At 69.1% G+C, this 20,314-nt stretch carries 21 protein-coding genes and 2 pseudogenes; 12 read left to right on the top strand and 11 right to left on the bottom strand.

All coding sequences use genetic code 11. From position 1 onward, the window contains the following. Positions 1 to 238 precede the first annotated feature (238 nt). A complete protein-coding gene (locus AXW62_RS42465) occupies positions 239 to 385 on the bottom strand; it encodes an SCO1431 family membrane protein (RefSeq protein WP_107308575.1) in 147 nt (48 codons plus the stop codon). Positions 386 to 535: 150 nt separating this feature from the next. Here AXW62_RS42465 and AXW62_RS05075 point away from each other — a divergent pair, with 150 nt between their 5' ends. Further along, positions 536 to 1,957, top strand: a complete 1,422-nt coding sequence (locus AXW62_RS05075; protein ID WP_060943425.1) for an amidase — start codon at positions 536 to 538, stop codon at positions 1,955 to 1,957. A 175-nt stretch (positions 1,958 to 2,132) separates the two neighbouring features. On the opposite strand, the gene AXW62_RS05070 is transcribed toward AXW62_RS05075, so the two are convergent. Next, on the bottom strand, positions 2,133 to 2,864 hold the full coding sequence (locus AXW62_RS05070) for a FadR/GntR family transcriptional regulator (protein ID WP_060943424.1): 732 nt from the start codon (positions 2,862 to 2,864) through the stop codon (positions 2,133 to 2,135). A gap of 131 nt (positions 2,865 to 2,995) precedes the next feature. Between AXW62_RS05070 and AXW62_RS05065 the strand changes: the two genes are divergently transcribed. The 4 genes from AXW62_RS05065 to AXW62_RS05050 all read left to right on the top strand — a co-directional run bounded on the left by AXW62_RS05065 (position 2,996) and on the right by AXW62_RS05050 (position 7,189). Beyond that, complete coding sequence (locus tag AXW62_RS05065; RefSeq protein ID WP_060943423.1) at positions 2,996 to 3,508, top strand: gluconokinase; 513 nt, start codon at positions 2,996 to 2,998, stop codon at positions 3,506 to 3,508. A 20-nt stretch (positions 3,509 to 3,528) separates the two neighbouring features. Continuing rightward, entirely contained in the window at positions 3,529 to 4,926 is a 1,398-nt protein-coding gene (locus AXW62_RS05060) for a GntT/GntP/DsdX family permease (RefSeq protein ID WP_060943422.1), read from the top strand. 54 nt (positions 4,927 to 4,980) lie between these two features. Next, a complete protein-coding gene (locus AXW62_RS05055) occupies positions 4,981 to 5,760 on the top strand; it encodes an SDR family oxidoreductase (protein ID WP_060943421.1) in 780 nt (259 codons plus the stop codon). Positions 5,761 to 6,160: 400 nt separating this feature from the next. Then, the gene (locus tag AXW62_RS05050) at positions 6,161 to 7,189 is read left to right on the top strand and encodes an L-idonate 5-dehydrogenase (RefSeq protein ID WP_060943420.1); all 1,029 of its coding nucleotides are present in this window, start codon (positions 6,161 to 6,163) and stop codon (positions 7,187 to 7,189) included. Positions 7,190 to 7,813: 624 nt separating this feature from the next. On the opposite strand, the gene AXW62_RS05045 is transcribed toward AXW62_RS05050, so the two are convergent. Then, a complete protein-coding gene (locus AXW62_RS05045) occupies positions 7,814 to 9,394 on the bottom strand; it encodes an FAD-dependent monooxygenase (protein WP_060943419.1) in 1,581 nt (526 codons plus the stop codon). A gap of 67 nt (positions 9,395 to 9,461) precedes the next feature. Between AXW62_RS05045 and AXW62_RS05040 the strand changes: the two genes are divergently transcribed. Next, a complete protein-coding gene (locus tag AXW62_RS05040; RefSeq protein WP_060943418.1) occupies positions 9,462 to 10,118 on the top strand; it encodes a TetR/AcrR family transcriptional regulator C-terminal domain-containing protein in 657 nt (218 codons plus the stop codon). 30 nt (positions 10,119 to 10,148) lie between these two features. Next, positions 10,149 to 10,509: pseudogene (locus AXW62_RS45480) on the top strand (hypothetical protein); the annotation flags it as partial. On the opposite strand, the pseudogene AXW62_RS05035 reads toward AXW62_RS45480, so the two are convergent. From AXW62_RS05035 to AXW62_RS05020, 5 genes and pseudogenes are all read right to left on the bottom strand, one after another. After that, a pseudogene (locus tag AXW62_RS05035) lies at positions 10,440 to 10,709 on the bottom strand (hypothetical protein); the annotation flags it as partial. The pseudogenes AXW62_RS45480 and AXW62_RS05035 overlap by 70 nt on opposite strands. Positions 10,710 to 10,715: 6 nt before the next feature. Next, positions 10,716 to 11,057, bottom strand: coding sequence for a hypothetical protein (locus tag AXW62_RS05030; protein WP_060943417.1), 342 nt, complete (start codon positions 11,055 to 11,057; stop codon positions 10,716 to 10,718). 546 nt (positions 11,058 to 11,603) lie between these two features. Further along, positions 11,604 to 13,211, bottom strand: coding sequence for a hypothetical protein (locus tag AXW62_RS43765; RefSeq protein WP_159060814.1), 1,608 nt, complete (start codon positions 13,209 to 13,211; stop codon positions 11,604 to 11,606). Between the two features lie 469 nt (positions 13,212 to 13,680). Then, entirely contained in the window at positions 13,681 to 13,968 is a 288-nt protein-coding gene (locus AXW62_RS05025) for a hypothetical protein (RefSeq protein WP_060943416.1), read from the bottom strand. Next, positions 13,965 to 14,468 (bottom strand): ATP-binding protein, encoded by a 504-nt coding sequence (locus tag AXW62_RS05020; protein WP_159060813.1) that lies wholly within the window; start codon positions 14,466 to 14,468, stop codon positions 13,965 to 13,967. The genes AXW62_RS05025 and AXW62_RS05020 overlap by 4 nt, the downstream gene beginning before the upstream one ends. A gap of 176 nt (positions 14,469 to 14,644) precedes the next feature. Between AXW62_RS05020 and AXW62_RS05015 the strand changes: the two genes are divergently transcribed. Beyond that, positions 14,645 to 15,919, top strand: a complete 1,275-nt coding sequence (locus AXW62_RS05015) for a helix-turn-helix domain-containing protein (protein ID WP_079115480.1) — start codon at positions 14,645 to 14,647, stop codon at positions 15,917 to 15,919. Then, entirely contained in the window at positions 15,916 to 16,467 is a 552-nt protein-coding gene (locus tag AXW62_RS05010; protein WP_060943414.1) for a flavoprotein, read from the top strand. Before AXW62_RS05015 ends, AXW62_RS05010 begins: the two co-directional genes overlap by 4 nt. Positions 16,468 to 16,948: 481 nt before the next feature. On the opposite strand, the gene AXW62_RS05005 is transcribed toward AXW62_RS05010, so the two are convergent. Continuing rightward, positions 16,949 to 17,359: a type II toxin-antitoxin system VapC family toxin gene (locus AXW62_RS05005; RefSeq protein ID WP_060943413.1), complete on the bottom strand. Its 411-nt coding sequence runs from the start codon at positions 17,357 to 17,359 to the stop codon at positions 16,949 to 16,951. Continuing rightward, the gene (locus AXW62_RS40465; RefSeq protein ID WP_078962309.1) at positions 17,346 to 17,567 is read right to left on the bottom strand and encodes a hypothetical protein; all 222 of its coding nucleotides are present in this window, start codon (positions 17,565 to 17,567) and stop codon (positions 17,346 to 17,348) included. Before AXW62_RS40465 ends, AXW62_RS05005 begins: the two co-directional genes overlap by 14 nt. Before the next feature lie 354 nt (positions 17,568 to 17,921). On the opposite strand from AXW62_RS40465, the gene AXW62_RS05000 reads away from it, so the two are divergent. Beyond that, entirely contained in the window at positions 17,922 to 18,182 is a 261-nt protein-coding gene (locus AXW62_RS05000) for a ribbon-helix-helix domain-containing protein (RefSeq protein WP_060943429.1), read from the top strand. Then, positions 18,179 to 18,622, top strand: coding sequence for a PIN domain-containing protein (locus AXW62_RS04995; RefSeq protein ID WP_060943412.1), 444 nt, complete (start codon positions 18,179 to 18,181; stop codon positions 18,620 to 18,622). Before AXW62_RS05000 ends, AXW62_RS04995 begins: the two co-directional genes overlap by 4 nt. A gap of 361 nt (positions 18,623 to 18,983) precedes the next feature. Here the strand turns inward: AXW62_RS04995 and AXW62_RS04990 are convergent, their stop codons facing one another. Next, positions 18,984 to 19,523: a hypothetical protein gene (locus tag AXW62_RS04990; RefSeq protein WP_060943411.1), complete on the bottom strand. Its 540-nt coding sequence runs from the start codon at positions 19,521 to 19,523 to the stop codon at positions 18,984 to 18,986. 121 nt (positions 19,524 to 19,644) lie between these two features. On the opposite strand from AXW62_RS04990, the gene AXW62_RS04985 reads away from it, so the two are divergent. Further along, positions 19,645 to 20,112, top strand: coding sequence for a MarR family winged helix-turn-helix transcriptional regulator (locus AXW62_RS04985; protein WP_060943410.1), 468 nt, complete (start codon positions 19,645 to 19,647; stop codon positions 20,110 to 20,112). The last annotated feature ends 202 nt before the right edge of the window (positions 20,113 to 20,314 follow it).

The following is a 20,314-nucleotide window of genomic DNA, read 5'->3' as shown; positions in this document are numbered from 1 at the left end:
CGGGGCGGCGCTCCGGCTATGAGCTGATCTCCTGCCCCGGCTCGCGCCGGATGGCGCCGCTGCTCACCACCCCGCCGAAGCTGTTCGGGGAGGAGGAGCCGCCGACGCCGGGGCAGCAGACGCTGTTCTAGCAGCGGACGGCTGTCGTTCCGCTGGGCGGGTCGCCGGTCCGCTGGGTGGCTGTCGTTCCGCTGGACGGCCGCCGGGCCGCTGCCCGGGGGAGCGGTTCGAAGGCTCGCTAGAGGATCCCGAGCCGGGTGGTGAGCATCGCGAGGACGACGACGAGCGCCCAGCCGAGCAGGTGCTCCATCAGACGGTCCCAGTCGTCGGAGGGGCCTCCGGTGCGGGAGCGGAGGCGGGTGCGGCGCGCCGCGGCGTCGGTCATGCGGGTGTCCTCTGTGCTCAGCGATGATCGTGATGAACGTGGTGAAAATGGTGAAAGTCGAGGAAACGGGTCATCACCGTTGCCCAGGGTGCGAGGAGAAGCCGCCTGGGGTAAAGGGGAAGTGGCCGAACTCACCCGAGGAGGTCCACGGTGACCAGCGTCATTCCCACGGGTCTCGGCGAGCGGGCCCGCGCCCTGGCCGGCGGCGAGGTGACCTCCCGTGCGCTGGTCGAGCGGGCGCTCGAGCGTATCGCCGAGACCCAGCCCACCCTGAACGCCTTCCGCCGGGTCCGGGCCGAGGCCGCCCTGCGCGAGGCCGCCGAGGCCGACCGGCGGCTGGCGGCGGGGGAGCGGCTGCCGCTGCTCGGGGTGCCGATCGCGGTCAAGGACGACACGGACGTGGCGGGTGAACCCACCGCCTTCGGCTGCTGCGGAGACTTCCCGGTCAAGGTGGCGGACGGCGAGGCGGTCCGGCGGCTGAGGGCGGCCGGGGCCGTGATCGTCGGCAAGACCAACACCCCCGAACTCGGCCAGTGGCCGTTCACCGAGGGGCCCGCCTTCGGCGACACCCGTAACCCCTGGAACCCGGAGCACACTCCCGGCGGCTCCTCCGGCGGCGCCGCGGCCGCCGTCGCCGCCGGTCTGGTCCCCGCCGCGCTCGGCTCCGACGGCGCGGGCTCGATCCGTATCCCCGCCGCCTGGACCCACCTCGTCGGCATCAAGCCACAGCGCGGCCGGATCTCCACCTGGCCGGACGTCGAGTCCTTCAACGGCATCACCTGCATCGGGCCGCTGGCCCGTACGGTCGCCGACGCGGCGCTGCTGCTGCACGTCGCGAGCGGCAACTGCGAGGGGGACCTGCACTGCCCGGAGCCGGTTGACGTGCTGTCCGCCGTGGAACGCGACCCGGGGCGGCTGCGGATCGCCCTCTCGTTCAAGACGGCCTTCACGGGGACGCCGAAGCGGCTGGACCCGGTCGTGCGGGACTCGGTCGTCCGGCTCGCCGAGCGGCTGGCGGCCCTCGGCCATGAGGTCGTGGCGGCCGAGCCGCGCTATGGGCTGGTGGGGCTCTCCTTTCTGCCGCGCGCCACGGCCGGGCTCATGGAATGGTCCGGCCGGGTCCCCGACCCGCTCCTGCTGGACGTCCGCACCCGTTCGGCCGCCCGCAACGGCCGCCTGCTGTGCGGCGCCGCGCTGCGGTGGGCGCGGGCGCACGAGGAGGCGCTGCAGCGCCGGGTCGGGGCGATCTTCGAGCGGTTCGATGTGGTCCTCTCCCCGACGACGGCCACGCCGCCGCCGCGGATCGGGGCCATGGCCCACCTCTCCAGCTGGCAGACCGACCGCGCGATGATCGCGGCCTGCCCGTACGCCTGGCCGTGGAACGTCCTGGGCTGGCCCGCGATGAGCGTGCCCGCCGGGTTCGCCGATCCCGAGCGCACCCTGCCGCTGGGTGCCCAGCTCCTCGGCCCGGCGGGCAGCGAGCCCGTGCTGATCTCGCTGGCGGCCCAGCTCGAGGCCGACCAGCGGTGGTACGAACACTGGCCCCAGGTGTCCCTCCCCGGCACACCGTGAGCCCGCCCGCACACGGTTCAGACATCCCGTTCGGAGGGAGCAGGGTGACCCTGTTCCCGGACGTCTTCCGTCCCGAACAGCGCCTGGAAGTGGATCGAGACCGGCCCGCGCCCGGCCGACAGCCGGAGCGGGCCGCGGCCGGCCGGCGGGCTCGGGGCCGTCAGCCGGGGCCGCCTCACGGGGCCAGGATGTCCAGCTCCCGCAGGGCCCCCACGGTGATCTCCCGCGTGTAGCGCTCCGCCGCCTCCGCGTCGCCCGCGCGGACCGCTTCGGCCACGCGGACGTGGAGGGTGACCGCCTCCGGGTCGGGGTCGCTGAACATGACGCGGTGCTGGGTGCGGCCGGTCAGGACCTCGGCGACGACGTCGCCGAGGCGGGCGAACATCTCGTTGCCCGACGCGCGCAGGATCACGCGGTGGAAGGCCACGTCGTGGACCAGGTACGCGGGCAGCTGCTGGCCGCGTGAGGTGGCGACCATGTTGAGCGCGTGCTCGGTGAGTTCGGCGCACTGCTCGGGGGTGGCGTGCTCGGCGGCCAGCGCGGCCGCGGCCGGTTCGATGGCGGAGCGCAGGGCGGTCAGGGAGCGCAGCTGGCGGGGGCGGTCGGGACCGGCCAGGCGCCAGCGGATGACCTGGGGGTCGAAGACGTCCCACTCCTCGGTGGGGCGCACCGTCACCCCGACCCGGCGACGGGACTCGACCAGGTGCATGGACTCCAGGACCCGCACCGCCTCCCGGACGACCGTGCGGGAGACGTCGTAGCGCCGCTCCAGTTCGTCCGTGCGGAGCACCGTGCCGGGCGGGTAGTCGCCCGCGGTGATCGCGGGGCCGAGCGATTCCAGGACGCGGTCGTGCAGCCCCCGGCCCCTGGGCCTCTGACCACGGCCCTCGGGCCCCTGTTCGTCCATGCGCTCAGCCTACGTGGCCACCCACCTCCCAAATAAGTATGACTTTTAAGTCACAGGCTCTTGAATACGTCGTATCTGTGGGGTTGAGTGTGCCCGGCGCCGAGGTCGAAGAAGACAGCGAGGTTTCAACGATGCACGCCCCCCAGGTTGTCGTGGTCATGGGAGTGTCCGGTACGGGCAAGACCACGGTCGGCCCCCTGCTGGCGGCGGAACTCGGCGTTCCGTACGCCGAGGCGGACGACTTCCACCCGCCGGCCAACATCGCCAAGATGTCGGCCGGGACCCCGCTGGACGACGACGACCGGCGCCCCTGGCTGGACGCCATCGGTGCCTGGGCGCACCACCACGCCGAGGGCGGCGGGGTGGTGAGCTGCTCCGCGCTCAAGCGGGCCTACCGCGACCGGCTGCGGTCCGCCGCGCCGGGCATCGTCTTCCTCCATCTGACCGGTGACCGCTCGCTGATCGCCGAGCGGATGAGGGAACGCAAGGGCCACTTCTTCTCCGAGAAGCTGCTCGACTCACAGATCGCCACGCTCGAACCCCTTCAGGAGGACGAGCGCGGCGTGGCCGTCGACGTCGCTCCCGAGCCGAAGATCATCACCGAGCGGGCCGCCCACGCGCTGCGGCGGCTCGAACACCAGTAACGCACGTTAGGAACCCGCCCGTGAGCAGACTCAGCGTCGAGATGCTGGCAGCGGACACCGCCGACCCGATCACGTCGGCCGGTCACGCACAGCTGGGCATAGCCGTCCTCGTCGGCATAGCCGTCCTCGTCCTCCTCATCACCAAGACCAAGCTGCACGCGTTCCTGTCGCTGACGATCGGCTCACTGGTGCTCGGCGCCGTCGCGGGAGCCCCGCTGGACAAGGTCATCACCAGCTTCTCCAGCGGGCTGGGGTCGACCGTCGCGGGCGTCGGTGTGCTGATCGCCCTCGGTGCGATCCTCGGCAAGCTGCTCGCCGACTCCGGGGGCGCCGACCAGATCGTCGACACGATCCTCGCCAAGGCGAGCGACCGGACGATGCCGTGGGCGATGGTGCTGATCGCGGGCATCATCGGGCTGCCGCTCTTCTTCGAGGTCGGCATGGTGCTGATGATCCCGGTGGTGCTGCTGGTCGCCAAGCGCGGCAACTATTCGCTGATGCGGATCGGCATCCCGGCACTCGCGGGCCTGTCCGTGATGCACGGACTGGTGCCGCCGCACCCCGGCCCGCTCGCCGCGATCGACGCGGTCCACGCCGACCTGGGGATCACCCTGGCGCTCGGCGTCCTCATCGCCGTGCCCACCGCCATCATCGCGGGCCCGGTCTTCTCCCGCGTCGCCGACCGCTGGGTGCGGGTCACCCCGCCGGACGGGCTGGTCCCCACGCGCCCGTCGGAGGAGCTGGAACGGCGCCCCGGATTCGGCGTCACCGTGGCCACCGTGCTGCTCCCGGTCGTGCTGATGCTCATCAAGGCGCTCGTCGACATCGTGGTGGACGACCCGGAGAACCACGTCCAGCGGGTCGCCGACGTCATCGGCGCCCCCCTGATCGCGCTGCTGGCGGCGGTGATCGTGGGCATGTTCACGCTGGGCCGCGCGGCGGGCTTCACCCGGGACCGCATCTCCTCCACCGTCGAGCACTCGCTCGCGCCGATCGCCGGGATGCTGCTGATCGTCGCCGCGGGCGGCGGGTTCAAGCAGACGCTGATCGACATCGGCGTGGGCAAGATGATCATGGACATCTCGGAGAGCTGGAACGTCTCCGCGCTGCTGCTCGCCTGGCTGATCGCGGTCGCCATCCGGCTCGCCACCGGCTCGGCGACCGTGGCCACCATCTCCGCCGCCGGGCTGATGACGCCGCTGGCCGCGGACATGTCCAGCACGCATGTGGCGCTGCTGGTGCTGGCCATCGGCGCCGGATCGCTCTTCTTCAGCCATGTCAACGACGCGGGGTTCTGGCTGGTCAAGGAGTACTTCGGGATGAGCGTGGGGCAGACGGTGCGGACCTGGTCCGTGATGGAGACGGTCATCTCCGTCGTCGCGCTCGCCTTCGTCCTGCTGCTGTCACTGGTGATCTAGCACCTTGTCGCATGCGAGGCGAGTAGAGGTGGAAGAGGTAGGGGTACGCACGCGATGACCACACATCCGCTCTTCGACATCGCGGGCCGCACCGCGCTGGTCACCGGCTCCAGCCGGGGCATCGGCCACGCCCTCGCCCGCGGGCTGGCGGAGGCCGGCTGCACGGTGGTGCTCAACGGCCGCGATCCGCGGGCCCTCGAGGAGGCCGCGAAGGCCGTCGCCGACTCCGGCGGCGCCGGAGCGGCGGTGCACACCGCCGCGTTCGACGTCACCGACGGCCCGGCCGTGGCCGCCGGGATCGCCGAGGTGGAGGAGCGGGTGGGGCCGCTCGACATCCTGGTCAACAACGCCGGGATGCAGAACCGGGCGCCGCTGCTGGAGTTCACCGACACCGCCTGGCAGCAGATCGTGGACACCAACCTCACCAGCGCCTTCCTGGTGGGCCGGGAGGCCGCCCGGCGGATGACCACCCGCGGCCACGGCAAGATCATCAACATCTGCTCGCTGCAGAGCGAGGTGGTCCGCCCCGGAATCGCCCCGTACGCGGCGACCAAGGGCGCGCTGAAGATGCTCACCAAGGGCATGTGCGCGGACTGGGGCCGGTACGGCATCCAGGTCAACGGGCTCGGCCCCGGCTACATCGAGACCGAGCTGACCCGGCCGCTGGTCGAGGACGAGGAGTTCAGCGCCTGGGTACGCGGACGGACCCCGGCCGGCCGCTGGGGCCGCACCGAGGACCTGGTCGGCGCGCTGCTCTATCTCGCGTCCCCCGCCTCGGACTTCGTCAGCGGACAGGTGCTGTACGTCGACGGCGGCATGACGAGCGTGCTGTGAGCCTTGCTGGGCTCCCTGCGCTGGCCCCTGCCGGGCCGCCTGCGTTGGCTCCTGCTGGGCTTTCTGCGTTGGCCCCTGCCGGGCTGCCTGCTTTGGCCCCTGCCGGGCCGCGGCTCTCTGCTGGGCCCTGGCCCGTTGCCGGGTTCCGGCCCTCTGCTGGGGTCCTTGCTGGGCCCACTGCTGGGTTCCGGCCCCCTGCTGGGGCCCTTGCGGGGTCCTGGCCCGTTGCCGGGGCCCTTGCCGGGCTCCCTGCGGGGACACCCCTGCTGGCCCCGGCCTTCTGCTGGGCCCTGACCCCCTACCGGGGTCCTTGCCGGGCCGCCCGCTGGCGGCCCCCTGCCGGGACCCCCGCTGTGAACCCTGTTGGGAATCTGTGGAAGTGATTGAGGAGGCTGGCCGGATGGTGCTGGGTTGTGTGATCCACGGGCAGGGCGACCTGCGGGTCGAGGAACTCCCCGAGCCCGAGCCGGGACCGGGCCGGGCCGTGGTCGCGGTCCGCTACGGCGGGATCTGCGGCTCGGACCTCCACTACCACCGCCACGGCGGGGTGGGTGACTTCCGGCTGCGGGAGCCCATGCTGCTGGGCCATGAGGTCGTCGGCACGGTCGTGGCCTACGGCGACGGCGCGACCGGGCCCGCGCTTGGCACCCCGGTCGCCGTCCACCCGGCCACCCCGTGCGGGGTGTGCCCCGAATGCGCCGACGGCCGCGCCAACGTCTGCCGGGACACCCGCTACCTGGGCAGCGCCGCACGCTTCCCGCATGTGCAGGGCGGGTTCGCCTCCCGTATCGCCGTCCCGGCGGTGCAGCTGCGGGCCCTGCCCGAGGGGCTGGAGCCGCGCCGGGCGGCGCTCGCCGAACCGCTGTCCGTGGCGCTGCACGCGGTGCGCCGGGCGGGCGATCTGGCGGGCCGTGACGTGCTGGTCACCGGCGCCGGCCCGATCGGCTGCCTGACCGTCGCGGCGGCCCGCGCGGCGGGCGCCGCGTCCATCACGGTCACCGATCTGCTGCCCCGGGCCCTGGAGTTCGCGGCGGCGGCCGGTGCGACGGCGTGCGTACGGGCCGACGACCCGGACGACCCGAACTGGCCCTCGGACGAGGTGGACGTCGCGATCGAGGCGTCGGGTGTGGCCGCCGGGCTCGACACCTGTCTGCGCCGGGTGCGGCGCGGCGGGGCGGTCGTCCAGCTTGGCATGTTGCCGCCGGGGCAGAGCCCGTTCGCCGGAAACCTGCTGGTCGCCCGGGAGATCGACCTGCGCGGCGCGTTCCGCTTCCACGCGGAGTTCGACGACGCGCTGCGGCTGCTGGCGGCCGAGCCGTCGTTCGACGCGCTGATCAGCGCGGTACGGCCGGTGCGGGAGGCGGCGGAGGCGTTCGGCCAGGCCGCCGACCGCAGCCAGTCGTGCAAGGTCCTGCTGGACTTCGCGTAGGCCCCGCCGGACTGTGCGCACGGTGCTGCCGGGTTCCGCCTGACGTCCCGCCGGGTTCCGCTCACGGTCCTGGCGGATTCCGCCTGACGTCTCGCCGGGCGTCGCCTGACGTTCCGCCGGACGCCGCTCAGCGGTGCCGTCCCGCCCCGCCCGCGCTCGGGGCGCTTCTGGGGCTGGGCGCCGGGCCGGGCGGGGCGTGCGCGTCGTCGCGGTGTGTACGGGGTGCATCGGGTCCGGGGCGGGGCGCGCCGGGTCCGCGTCGTGGCGGGTGTCGCTGGGCTGTGCCCCCGGGGCTGGGGCGGACGTCGCTCAGCCGGGTCGTCCCGCCCCGCCTGCGCCCGGGGTGCCCTTCAGTCTGGACGAACCGGCGGGCGGGGCGTGCGCGTCGTCGCGGTGTGTACGAGGTGCATCGGAGCCGGACCAGGGCGCGCCGGGCCCGGGTCAGGGCGCGCCCGGGTCAAGGTGCGCCGGGCCTGGTCCACGGCGGACGCCGCTCAGCCGCGCCAACCCGCCCCGCCCGCATCCGGGGCGCGCCTCGGCGGAGACGGGCGGGACCCGGCGCCCCCGCGATGTGCCCGGCACACGGCGGACCGTGGTGGCCGGGCGGCCGGAGACGGACAGCGCTCAGTGGGCGAGCGCGGAGGGCGTCCGCGTCCGTGCGGTGTCCGCGTCCGCCGCCCAGCAGACGTGGCCGTCCGGGCGGATCAGGAAGAGCGCGGGGCCGGGGCCGTAGCCGGTGGCCACGTGGCCGTCCGGGTCGAGGAGGTCGGGGTCCGGGCCGCCGACCCTGACGGTGCGCAGGCATCCGGCCGTGCCCAGCGCCGTGGCGAGGCCGCCGAAGTCGGCGTCCGGCGTGGGCGGTTCCGCGTCACCGATCACCAGCAGGGTGAACTGCGGCCCGCGCAGGACGTCGAAGAGCCGGACGGGCGTCCCGTCGGGCAGGGCGCACGGTGCGTCCGGGGCCCGGTCGCCGGCTCCCACCGGGCCCGGCCGGCCGCGGTCGTCCACGGCGAGCGGCCCGTCCCGGTAGGAGAGTTCCAGCTGGTGGACCTCCTCCGCGCGCCGTCCCCCCTTGACATCGCCCGCCCGGTGCGCCTGGTGGATGCGGGTGCTGATGCCGAGTACCCCCGCCGCGACCGGCAGCCGCTCGGCCTCGTAGCTGTCGAGCAGCGCCGGGTCCGCGCCGTGCCGCAGCACCTGCCCGAGCTTCCAGCCGAGGTTGTACGCGTCCTGCACGCTGGTGTTCAGGCCCTGGCCGCCCGCCGGGGAATGGATGTGCGCGGCGTCGCCGACCAGGAACACCCGGCCCGCGCGGAAGTGGTCCGCCATCGCGGCGCGCGGGGTGAACACCGAGGCCCACCGCACCTCGCGCACATCGGCGGCGGCGAGCGGGGTGCGGTCGGCGATCAGCTGCCGCACCCCCTCGGGGGAGGCGTCGGGAACGGCGTCCGGGTCGTCGTACTGCGCGAGGACCTGGAACTGGTCGGTCCCGGCGAGCGGGCACAGCGCGATGCCGCCGCCCGGCGCCTGCCACCACACGTGCCAGTGGTCGCGGTCCAGGCCCCGCTCCGCGCCGTCGATCACCACGTCCGCGACCACCGTTGGCGCCGGGTCGACCGTTTCGCCGGTCATGCCGATGCCGAGCGCCTTCCGGACGGTGCTGCGGCCGCCGTCGGCCGCCACGAGGTAGGCGGAGCGCGCGGTTCCGGCCGAGCCGTCGGCGTGGGCGAGGTGCGCCGTGACACCGTCCCCGTCCTGCTCCAGGCCGGTGAGCGCGGTGCCGAATTCGACGTGGCCGCCCAGCTCCGTCAGCCGCGCGTGCAGGATCTCCGCGGTCCGCCACTGCGGCAGCATCCACCCCTCGTGGTACGGCCGGTCCGGCGCCGGCTCGATCCGCTCCATCATCTCGAAGGCGCCGAGCCGCCGCTCGTCCTCCCACTTCATCATCGGCGGGTACGGCCCGCCCGCGTCCCGTATCGCCTCGCCGACGCCGAGGTCGTCGAAGACCTCCCGGCTACGGGGCTGGATGCCCTTGCCGCGCGCCCCCGGGAGCAGGCCCTCGCCGCGCTCGACGACCCGGGCCCGCACCCCGCGCCGGGCCAGGTCGACGGCGAGGGTGAGTCCGGCCGGACCGGCTCCGACGATCAGTACGTCCGCCACCGGCGCAGGTGTGCCCGAGGCGTCCTTAACGTTGTTAAGTTCCATGGCGAGAGGATGCGCTTAACGGCGTTAAATTGTCAAGGAGGCTTACCCGAGCAGGGAGAATGGCCGGATGGCGACGACACGACTCGACCGGACCCTCGTGGTGGACACCGCCCTGCGGCTGCTGAACGACGTGGGTCTCGAAGGGCTCACCCTGCGCCGCATCGCCAAGGAGCTGAACGTCCAGGCCCCCGCCCTGTACTGGCACTTCAAGAACAAGCAGGCGCTGCTCGACGAGATGAGCACCGCCATGTTCCGGCGCATGGTCGCGTCGCATGCCGATCTCGACGCCCTGACCTGGCAGGAGCGGCTCATCGAGGTCCAGCGCGGTCTGCGCCGGACGCTGCTCGGCTACCGCGACGGCGCGAAGGTCTTCAGCGGCAGCCGGTTCACCGGCACCGACCACGCCAGGTCGCAGGAGGGCCACTTGCGCGCCTTCGTCGCGGCGGGCTTCACCCCGAGCGCCGCCGCCCGCGCCACGTTCATCGCGTTCAGCTTCACGCTCGGCTTCGTGATCGAGGAGCAGTCGGTCGAGCCCAGGCCGGGCGAACGGACGTCCGGTTACGAGGTCGCCGAGCGTGAGGCACGCATGGCCGCCGAGGGGTATGCGCTGGCGGCGGCGGTGAGCGCGGACCTGTTCCAGGGCTACGAGGAGCGCTTCGAGGAGGGCCTGCGCGCCGTCGTGGCGGGCATCGAGGCGACCTTGGCCCCAAAGGCCGTGCGGTAGGGGGATCCCTGGTACTCCAGTCAGACATCACGCTGGGCGATCGAGGAGGGCCTTCCCGGCGGCCAAGAACGAGTGCGGTCTCGATCAGTACGAGGTCCGCCGTTATCCGGGCTGGTACCGGCACATCACCTTGGTGATGCTCGCTCACGCGTCCCTGGCTGTCGTCGCGGGACGCGGACACGACACCACCAGCACCATCCGGTTCACGGTGGCAGAGATCCGCAGACTTTTGGACGCTTTCCTGCCCCACCCGCGAGCCGGCCGTGATCCTGGCACCCACGCACTGAACTGGTCGGCCTGGCGCAGACAGCACCAGGCAACCGCCCGCTCGTCGGCCCACGACTGCGCCCACCTGCGCAACTCGGCGGTTGACTGTGCGTCCAGGCCGTAGGCGGCGAATTCGGCGTCGTCGATCCAGCCGATGCCGGTGAGCCGGGCCTGGAGGTCATCGAGGTCGAAGGTGTCGCGGGCATGGCGGCGGCCGAGTGTTTCCAGTTCGGCCTGGCTCCATCGTTCAGCCGCAGCCCGGACATCGATCAGATCGCGTGCGAGCCCGCGGTCGGTCGGCGCGCGCACCTTGGTGCCGACCAGTGAGGTTCACGCGACAGACGTCGTGTGGGGAGCCAGCTCGGTGAAGGCGCTTTCCCAGGTGTCGCGGATGTCGCGGCTGATCAAGGTGCGGAGGATGGGCCACATGCTGATCAGTAGGTCATGGTTGAGGTACTGCACCAGGTCGTCGCGCATGCCCTCGGCCAGGACAATCCGGTAGAAGCTCATCCTGAGGCGGGGCTGGTCGAGGTCGAACTGAGTGAGCCCGGACCATGCCATGTGCAGCGGCAGGCTGACAGTGCCTTGGGCTGGGCCACCAAGCTCCGAGAGCTCGGCCGGTAGCCGCCGCGCGAACTTGGTGCGGCGGGAGACGCTGGGCGTTGGTGCCATGACTTGATTATTCCGCAAGGAAGGGTCGCGGGGGCATGCCAGAGAGAAGGAGGCGTCGGCCGGGGTGCCCAGTGGCATGTAGGCAGAGGGGGAAGGTCTGACAACGAACAAGGCCCAGGTCGCTGACCTGGGCCTTCGTCGTGGAGCGAATGACGGGAATCGAACCCGCGCTCTGAGCTTGGGAATCACCGGGCCTGGCGGGCACCAAACCTGCTCCGACCTGCTGAAACGGGCTACCTGCCGTGGCAGGCCGGAGTTCCCGAACGCCCCTGGTTGACCGTGATTCACCGCCCGATCGGGCACGCATCGGGCACGGCTCCTCGTCCAGAGATCAGTGCCCTGCAAGTTCGATCAACGACCTTGGTAGCTGAGTTTTCCGGGATTGGCATGGTGCTACCAGTGTCGCAGATCCACTTGGGTGACCTGGGGCTGTGGCTGGCTACGACTGTCGTTACTGGGCGTCAACGGTCGGCACTGAGCAGCCTCGGACAGCCCAGGGACGGCCCAGCGTTCCGACACGCCGTTTACGCAGACGGAGATCCGGGCTCATGTCCATCCGTCGGCACGTCGTCGGCCAAGCGGAGGGCTTGTTGGGCGAGTCCGCAGCATTTGGATTGTCCGCACATGAATGAGATGCCGACCAATCCTTACCTTTTCCCAGCCCAGCCGAAAATCCTCACCTTCCCGAGGTAGAGGAAGATTCTCCAGTGCGTCCACAAGATCTCGCAATGAGCTTACAGGTAAGAGGCCTTCGACAAAACGCAGGCTAGTGGACGGGATAGTCGATTCCGTTCGCCGCGAATCCAAAAATCGCGCTGTCCCAACAAGCCATTTCCACTTAACATCTTGAAATTTAGGCCACCCAGGGGGAAATTTGACTTTGACGTCGTTTCCAATTCGCGTTCGAAGTCTCTCGATTTGCGCCCGGCCCTTGTCTATGGCATCTTCTTGCTTCCGGGCATCACTGAGGGTCCTGGCGTCAACAGGCCATTTAGCCTCGACAATCAGTCCTTGCATTTGACCTCTGTCGAGCACAACGATGTCGAGATCGCCCAACTTCTTATTTCCGGAATCGAAGATCTTCACCTCTTCAGCAACCTCGACACCTGGTATATCTCGCAAGCGTGTCGCCCATCGGCTACACAGATCACCAAGGGCGGTGCCCAGTTTTCCGGAGCTGGCAGGATCCGCTGACGCTGCTCGCAGAACCATTCGTTCCGTCAAAGTGTCATGCAGCAAGTGCCGAGTTACGATCAGCGTGTCGCTCCACTGAATGAGTGGCGCAGAAAGTGGGGACCTGCCGCTCTGGCCTCGATAGGTAAGCAAGTCTAAGAAAAGGTCGATCTTATCACTATCCGGGTTGTAGCGAGCGATCATCTGCGCAAGATCGCTTGGTTTGAAAGCCGGATTCGCCATGGTAAGACTTGGATACCGAGCGAACACTTCCCAGCCGACGTGTGCGATTCCCCACAAGGTTCCGAGCAGGGGGATCACCTCATCTAGGGTCATGCCGCCGATATTGGTAGATCTCGGCACCTCCCAATTTTGAGCCCGCAGATTGTTCTTCGCGTGTTGCACAAATAGGCCCACGACCCCTCTGGGGACTGCTGCCGAACCCCCAGACATCGAAGCGCGCATGGAATTAAGATAGGTAATTGCCGGACTGAGATCAGGGCCCACCTCGGGAGTCGGCTCCGCGTTAGTGTCGACCTCTTCCAGGAAGATGTCTAGGACTTCCATCCGCGGATCACTAAGGGGATCGATCCAAAGCCCTCGCTTCGTCTGCGAGATCTTGGCACGACCTGCCCTCCCTGCATTGAAGGCGATGTCAAGCGCCTTCCATTTTTCAGCTAGATCGACAGCAGCGACCGCGTCTTGCTCAGCTGGCTCCCGTCCTTCCTCGCTCTGATTGCCGTAACGAAAAGCCCACTCCACCAAGCGGGCTGCTACTGAGGCCCACTTGCCTCCGATCTCGCCATCCTCACCTGCAGGGCCGCCGGATTTGATCCGCTCGAACTTATCAGTGACTCGCCTTCTAGAGACCTCGAACAAGGCGACAGGGAGAGCCGATTTTCCATATTTCCAAATCGCTAGATTTGCCGGAGCTGAATTCGCGATTTCCCGGATCCGCTCGTACGGACTTTCCTGCATCATCCTGGCTCGGAACCTCCCAAAGACACGTCAGTCACCAACCGGAAAGCTTAGCTGCGCCCACAGGCCGGCGGAGCGACTTTGGCCAGGAGCTGCTTTGGCGCGAGTGATCATGGCCCCGTAAGCTTCGGCGCGTCGGGCAGTCTGTTGACCTGCCCGGTAAAGCACGACGTTGGGGCCATGATCTGCGAGGATCGCGCCAAAGTGGCTGGCTAAAGTCGTGGAGCCGGTCGCCTTAGCCACGACGTGTTCTGACCTCGGCTGGGCCGTCTCACCCTTACCCTGGCCTGGTCTTCGCCCCCTTGTGGGCGCGGACGGGCGACGGCGCGCGGCCCCGGTGACGAAGGCAAGGAGGGGCGCCGCCGCGCTGTGCGCGGCACCTCCGATCATGATCGGACTGCTTGCAGTTCAGGAGGCCGGGAGCAACGGCGAGCGGAGCGAGCCGACTTGAACCCGTAGAGAAAGTTGTCACTCACCGTTGGCGCTTGGCGCGTTCCTGCTCGGCGCTGCTGACGATGGTCTCGGCGCAGTTGAGCTGGCGTTGGAGCTTGTTAAGCACGCCGGTGGCCGACTCGATCAGGTGGTCCATGGTCGGAGGCGTGCTGGTCGGGCTGCCAGTGGGGACCCAAAAGGTCTTGTGGCTGTAGTCGCGGATGATCTCCTGGCAGATGCGGATGACCCAGTTCATCGCCACGGTGATCTCGTCGCGGTGTAGTTGATCGAGTTCCCAACTGCTGTTGTGCTCGGGCCGCGGCGTCATCGGGGGCCTCGCGGTGACGAGGTTCGGCGGTCACGTTGCAGCTCTGTTGACTGCCGGTGATTCTCGGCTGGGAGGGGCACAAGAGGCTGCATCCGTGTCATAAGTGCTTCCGGAGCCACTTCGAACTCGGCCCAGCACCGCTTGCCTGTGGGCGTGAGCTCCACGCCGTACCGAGCGGCGAGAGCGGTCACAATGAGGAGTCCTCGGCCGTTCTCGTCGACCGCGTCAGGAAGGCTCAGCTGCGGGAGCTCGCGGCTGGCGTCGCATACGTCGATCCGTACGAGGCCGTCGCTCAGGTGGACGTCCACTAAGACGGGCTCCTGCCCCGTGTGCTTCACGGCATTGGTGATCAGCTCGCTGGTTGCCAGTTCGATTGAGCCGAGTTCGTCGCTTTCGGGCGGTAGTCCCCAGCGCCGTAACTTCTCGGAGATACGCTTCCGCGCGTCTGAGACGGCGTCGGCCGTGCTGGGAATCATGAAGCTGAACTGGTGGGTTTCCATGAGCGCCTCCGGAGCGAGTGGGGCCATTCCACGTAACCGCTCCGGGACTGTCAGCGGTCCACACTCCTGCCGTTGGTGCATGGCTTATGCAGAACCCGCATGAAGGCGAATCTCCGCTCACCTAAGCTCGGTTGAACGGGCACTATCGGGAGCGGCAGGAGGGGGCCGTAGCGGAGATGGCCGATGCACAGGGGCAGGCGAGACGAGTTGGGCGGATCATCCGTCAAGCTCGGCTGTCGCAGAAGCGCTCACAGGCACAGGTTGCCGCGGTCCTCGGTTATCACCAGTCGAAGGTGAGCCGGCTGGAGAACGGGAGGGGCACCGAGGACACCCGTGTGTTACGGGAGGTGGCCAGGGCATTGGACATTCCACCGCATGAGCTCGGGCTTGCCGCCGTCCCGGCTCCTCATGCCCCGGACTATGAGACAGAGGACATGCACCGCCGAACCTTTCTCGTCACGAGCATCGCCTCCCTCGCGACCCCGCCGACGACCACCTCAGTCGCTTACCAGGACCTTGTCCGTGCCCTGCTGCCCGGTCCGCCGGCCGCCGCCACGCCGGACGAGGCGAGTATCGCGGAACTGGGCGGACGGGTAGCCGACATCCGCCGGCTGTTCTACACATGCGAGTACGCAGAATTGGGACGGACGCTGCCTCCGCTGCTCGCCGCCCTGAGGCGGGCAGCGGAGGATTCCCCCGATGCCCAGACCATCACCGGTCTGCTGGCCACGGCCTACCAAACCTCGGTGAGCCTGCTGCTCAAGCTCGGCGATATCGGCCATGCGTGGATGGCCGTCGGCCGCGCCATGGCAGAAGGGGAACGATGCGGTGACCCGGTCGTCCTGGCGTCCAGCGTCCGCGTTCACGCGCACGTCCTCGCCCGCGAGAAGCACACCACTCAAGCCGTGACGCTGGTTCGCCACACCGCGGAGCAGCTCATGGGTTCCTACGATCGTCGCCGGCCGAGATACCTTGCGGCCCTGGGGCTGATGCTGCTGCGCGGCGTCACGGCGGCGAGTACCGCCGGGGACCGCGCGGCCACGCAGGACTTCCTCACCGAGGCGAAGAGCATCGCCCGCTACGTGTCCCTCGATCGTCCCGACACGTGGGCCAACTTCAGTTCCACCAACGTCGAGCTGCACGCCGTCAGCGCCGCCGTCTCCCTCGGCGACGCGGGCGTGGCCCTGGAAACGGCCCGACCGCTCATGCGCCGGCCGATCCCCGTCCCCGAACGGCGCGCTGCCCTGTGGGTCGACGCCGCTCGTGCGTACAGTCAACAAGGCAGGCTCGCTGACGGGTACCGGGCTCTGCGCGTGGCCGAAGGCTGCGCGGCCCAGGACATCCGACGGCCGGCCGTACGCGAACTGGTGGCTGACATGGCGGCCCGTGACCACCGCCGAGCCGTACCCGAGCTGCATCACTTCGGCCGACAACTGGGAGTGCCCGAATGAGCGAGCGGAGCAAGCCGTTCCTGTACGTGGTCGTCTGTGCGGCCGGGATCGCCGACGACGTCGGCAAGCTGATCACCGCGGCGCAGGAGCGGGACTGGGACGTCGGCGTCGTCGCCACCCCGCAGGGTCTGGGCTTCATCGATGCCCAAGCTGTCGAGGCCCAGACCGGCTATCCGATCCGCTCCGCCTGGCGCTCGCCGGGCGATCCGCGTCCCCTCCCGCCGCCGGACGCCATCGCCGTCGCCCCGGCGACCTTCAACACAATCAACAAGTGGGCCGCCGGGATCTCGGACACTCTGGCCGTGGGCATCCTGTGCGAGGCGTACGGCCTCGGCGTCCCCACCGTCGCCCTGCCTTATCTGAACGCCGCCCAGGCCGCCCATCCCGCTTACCAGCAGAGCCTGGAGCGCCTTCGGGGCATGGGCGTGCTGGTCGCCGATTACGAGCCGCACCAGCCAAAGTCCGGTGGCGGCCGCGATACCTTCCGCTGGGAACAGGCGCTGGAACTGCTGAATCGAAGCTGCGATGAGCGAGGGCCGGAGCTTTGAGAGTAAGCGTGGAGCGGGTGACGGGAATCGAACCCGCCCTCTGAGCTTGGGAATCGCGGGGCGGCGGGTCAGATCATTGCGCTGAAATGCGGAAGCGGCCGCAGGGGCGATCGTGGGGGCGACGGATGGTCGCCCGTGTTGACCGTGGTGCACCGCTCGTTCCGGCACGGATCCGGCACGCCGGTAGCTCCGTCACTCGTAAACGACTGCCGCACTCAGCGCACGGGCGAAGAGTTTCCAGTCACCGTCCGCCGACATCTCCTTGGGGTTCTCCCATTGATCGCCTCTTGTGAGGAGATCGTCGCGCAGGCTGCGTATATGGCTCACCAGGGCTTCTCTGCTGTCAACTCGGTGCGCCGGGTGGTCCGGAAGCTTCTGCGTGGCGGCACCCTACTGACGTGCTGAAGTCGCTGTGCCGGTGTAGGCCCGACATTCTCGGTTTGAGAACCACCGGTCCTGTGGCGAGTGCTCATGCCGGCTGTCACGGCAGGAGCGTGAGCGCCGGTACATGGAGGGGTTTGACGGCGCGGAAGTGTCGGTGATCCAGTGTGGCGACACTGGATGCCTTGAGGCGCTCGGCCAGCGCGATCACCGATGCGTCGGCGACACCCAGAGGAAATCCGCGGTACTGCTGCATGAGTTCTGCCATGCGGGAGAGATCTGCCCTCTCCGTGGGTACCTGGATGAGGTCCTCCGCGGCCACGGCTTCGATGAGATTGATCTCCGCATCGGGGCTCACGTACTTGGCTAGCAGGTAGCAGGCTTCTGTGAGCACATACGGCGTGATCAGCAATTCGCCGTCGTGGGACTCCAGTAACTCGGCACAACTCTTGTGGTCCGGGTCGTTCCGGTTCAGTAGGGCGACGATCGGGCCAGTGTCAACGATCAGCATCGGCCTCGCCGAGTTCCTCGCGAGTAATGTCCTTGGCACGGGCTCCAAGGTCGTCCGACGGCCCGTCGAAGCTTCGTAGGACACGGAAACGGCTCGGTGGGGGTGTCTTCACAAGGCGAAGGGCGTGTCGACGCAGCTCTTCGACCTGCTCGGGCTCAAGTCGCTCGATGATGTCGTACAGATCGCTGTAGTCATGGGCTGCGGTCATCGCGGCTCTCCCTCTCGGCCGTCTCTGCTGTCACGATAGCCCTCGACCACGCCGTCCGCTGAAGCTTCGCACAGGGCACACGACGGGCACCGAGGCCTGGAGAGGGCCAGACAACAAACAAGCCCCGAACCCGCGCTGCGAGCTTGGGAATCACGTGGTGATCAGGACTGAGTGGGGCGCTGACCAGCGCAAACAAGCGCTGGCGGCAATCTGGAGTGCCGCCCACAGCACCCGACATTGACCGCTGTTCACCGCTCCATCGGGCACGGTCGACACGGGAAGCCGGGCTTTCACGCCGAGGGGGAAAGAAGCGGCTCACATACACCATGATGGTACATGTGTTACTCTAGGTACATGTCCATGAAGCGCACCAATGTCTACGCCGACCCGGAAGACCTCGCCATCATCAAGGAGGCGGCCAGGCGTCGCGGCATCAGTGAGGCCGAGATCATCCGGCAGGGCATCCATCTTGCCGCCATGGCCAATCGCGTATGGGATGAGCCGTTGTTCTCTCGCACTTTCGCCGGCCCTGGGCGCACTCTTGCCAAGGGTGAGGTGCGTGATGTCGTCGCTGATGCTGCCCAGCGCGAAACCGGTTCAGGAACTGCTGCGTGATCGTCGTCATCGCTGACACCTCCGGCCTGCTGGCAGCGCTCGATTCCGCGCATCCGGAGCACCAAGCGGCGCAAGAAGCGATCATGGCTGCCGGTCTGCTCGTCATGTCGCCCTTGCTGCTCGCTGAACTCGACCACGTGGCCACCCGCGAACTGGGCCGCGAGGCCGCGGTGAGCGCGATCGACGACATCCGGGGCTGGATGCGCCGCGGCCGGGTCTCCGTACCCGAAATCACCGAAGGACACCTCGGCATCGCTCAGACCGTCCGCTCCCGCTACCTGGCGCTCGACCTTGATCTCACCGACGCGGTGAACGTCGCCCTGGCGGCCGACTACGACACCGACGCGATCCTCACCCTGGACCGCCGGGACTTCCGTGCTGTACGTCCCCTCGGCCATCACAAGGCGTTTCGCGTCCTGCCTGACGATCTACCCCTCTGAAGTCCCACCGCACTCCGGAAGACCTCGAAGGCCGGTTCGCTCCGTGTGGATGGTGCGGCGGTCCGATGCGTCAGCCTCCGGGCGGCGCCGCGTCTACTGGCGTCCGTCGTGCAAGACCCGCGCCTGGGGGGAGCGTCGAAGGCGTGCAGGGGCGTGAGGGTCGGGTGTGCGGCGGGCGGCTGGCCGCGCCGCTGCGGGCATCGAGGTCCTCGGCATCTTCGCAACACGCGGTTGGGCCGACAGCGCTGAGTCGCTGATCTCGGCGATGTCGCGCAGTGCGGGGCATTCGGCCGCATTCCATCTGCGCTACTCCTGTTCCTGCTCCTGCTCATGCCGCGAAGGCGGTCACCCCATGGGACGCTCAGCGTGCGAGCCGGCGGGCGATGCCCAGGGCGCCGAAGTCGATGGTGGCGCCCGCGAGGCGGGCGCGGATGAGGACGCCGACGGTGCGGACGGTGATCATCGCCAGGACCATGAGGACGAACGCGGTGCCGTAGGTGGCGGCCGGGACGTGATGCTGCATGGAGAACGAGCCCAGGGCGTGGGTGAACCAGTGGGTAGAGCCGTAGGCGAAGCCCATGCGTAGTGCCATCGCGGCCGTCCACAGCGCGGCGTAGGGCCAGCCCGCGACGGTGACCAGGCGGGAGTCGGTCGGGTCGCGGCGGACCTCGATCAGGGCGATCGAGGCGAGACCGAAGAGCAGGCCGAGCACGAGTCCGGACGTCTCGATCAGATGGGCCGTGTTTCCGGACGGTATGTCCTTGAGGTACTTGAAGCCGACACCCGCGACGATCGCGACGGGCAGCAGCAGCCGCCTGGCGTCCGGGCGCCGGGTGCCGAGTTGCGTGGCGAGAATCGCGATGAACACGCCGGTGTAGAGCAGGTAGTCGCTGAGGCTCATGGTGTCTTCTCTCGTGGGGTCCGGGCTTGCCGCCCATCTACATCTCTCAAGATGCTTCGGAAAGATAGATCTGTCAAGATGTATCTGCTCAGATGGATACTGGAAGATGTATCTTGGAGAGATGGAGATGAGTGAGCTGTACCAACTCGGCCGCCGCCTGGCAGAGATCGCCCTCGAAGGCATGGGCGCGCACGAACTCAACATCGCCCCCGGCGAGTTCCTGGTCCTCCAGGACCTCTTCCTGCACCCTCGCAGTGCCGTAGGCGACATCGCCAAGCGCACCGGCCTCGCTCAAAGCCGCGTCTCCACCAGCGTGCGGTCCCTGGCCGGCCGGAACTGGGTCACCACCGCCGCCGACCCCGCCGACGGCCGTAAAACCCTGGTCGACCTCACCGAGGCCATCCGCACCGCCAGCGAACAGCGCCGCGCCGCACACGCCGACAACGCCCTGACCAACGCCCTGGCCGAGGTGGACGACAAGGAACGAGACACCCTCCTCTCCGCACTCGCCCGCCTCCATCAACTCCTCGTCATGGACCATCCACCGCGCCGGTTCCCTGGCACGGCCGCACTCCCAACCGGCCGGTAGTCCCAGAAAAGTCGACCGCTCCGCCGCGCAGGCGACCGACGACCACCACCGCCTCGCCCCCGTCTGGGCCGGCAGCGGCTGTACCGGCAGCCGCAACGAGCGCTGCTGGCCGCGCTCGCCCTGGTCTTGGCGCCCGTCACACGCAGCGACGGCCAAGAAGGGGTTCGGCACCGGCCCCGCCCCCTCCGTCCCCGGCCAGGAG

The sequence above is a fragment of the Streptomyces hygroscopicus subsp. hygroscopicus genome (assembly GCF_001553455.1).
In the GTDB taxonomy this organism is placed as follows: Bacteria; Actinomycetota; Actinomycetes; order Streptomycetales; family Streptomycetaceae; genus Streptomyces; species Streptomyces hygroscopicus.
The sequence above is the reverse complement of the archived record's forward strand: the minus strand, read 5'-3'. Positions and strand labels throughout refer to the sequence as shown.

Excerpts from the sequence above, each read along its gene's own strand:
- AXW62_RS05010 (WP_060943414.1), top strand. The coding sequence starts at position 15,916 with ATGAGCGAGCGGAGCAAGCCGTTCCTGTACGTGGTCGTCTGTGCGGCC.
- AXW62_RS05000 (WP_060943429.1), top strand. The coding sequence starts at position 17,922 with ATGTCCATGAAGCGCACCAATGTCTACGCCGACCCGGAAGACCTCGCC.
- AXW62_RS43765 (WP_159060814.1), bottom strand. The coding sequence starts at position 13,211 with ATGATGCAGGAAAGTCCGTACGAGCGGATCCGGGAAATCGCGAATTCA.
- AXW62_RS05020 (WP_159060813.1), bottom strand. The coding sequence starts at position 14,468 with ATGGAAACCCACCAGTTCAGCTTCATGATTCCCAGCACGGCCGACGCC.
- AXW62_RS05005 (WP_060943413.1), bottom strand. The coding sequence starts at position 17,359 with ATGCTGATCGTTGACACTGGCCCGATCGTCGCCCTACTGAACCGGAAC.
- AXW62_RS05025 (WP_060943416.1), bottom strand. The coding sequence starts at position 13,968 with ATGACGCCGCGGCCCGAGCACAACAGCAGTTGGGAACTCGATCAACTA.
- AXW62_RS05040 (WP_060943418.1), top strand. The coding sequence starts at position 9,462 with ATGGCGACGACACGACTCGACCGGACCCTCGTGGTGGACACCGCCCTG.
- AXW62_RS05065 (WP_060943423.1), top strand. The coding sequence starts at position 2,996 with ATGCACGCCCCCCAGGTTGTCGTGGTCATGGGAGTGTCCGGTACGGGC.
- AXW62_RS05050 (WP_060943420.1), top strand. The coding sequence starts at position 6,161 with ATGGTGCTGGGTTGTGTGATCCACGGGCAGGGCGACCTGCGGGTCGAG.
- AXW62_RS05055 (WP_060943421.1), top strand. The coding sequence starts at position 4,981 with ATGACCACACATCCGCTCTTCGACATCGCGGGCCGCACCGCGCTGGTC.
- AXW62_RS05015 (WP_079115480.1), top strand. The coding sequence starts at position 14,645 with ATGGCCGATGCACAGGGGCAGGCGAGACGAGTTGGGCGGATCATCCGT.
- AXW62_RS05070 (WP_060943424.1), bottom strand. The coding sequence starts at position 2,864 with ATGGACGAACAGGGGCCCGAGGGCCGTGGTCAGAGGCCCAGGGGCCGG.
- AXW62_RS05045 (WP_060943419.1), bottom strand. The coding sequence starts at position 9,394 with ATGGAACTTAACAACGTTAAGGACGCCTCGGGCACACCTGCGCCGGTG.
- AXW62_RS40465 (WP_078962309.1), bottom strand. The coding sequence starts at position 17,567 with ATGACCGCAGCCCATGACTACAGCGATCTGTACGACATCATCGAGCGA.
- AXW62_RS42465 (WP_107308575.1), bottom strand. The coding sequence starts at position 385 with ATGACCGACGCCGCGGCGCGCCGCACCCGCCTCCGCTCCCGCACCGGA.
- AXW62_RS04990 (WP_060943411.1), bottom strand. The coding sequence starts at position 19,523 with ATGAGCCTCAGCGACTACCTGCTCTACACCGGCGTGTTCATCGCGATT.
- AXW62_RS05030 (WP_060943417.1), bottom strand. The coding sequence starts at position 11,057 with ATGGCACCAACGCCCAGCGTCTCCCGCCGCACCAAGTTCGCGCGGCGG.
- AXW62_RS04985 (WP_060943410.1), top strand. The coding sequence starts at position 19,645 with ATGGAGATGAGTGAGCTGTACCAACTCGGCCGCCGCCTGGCAGAGATC.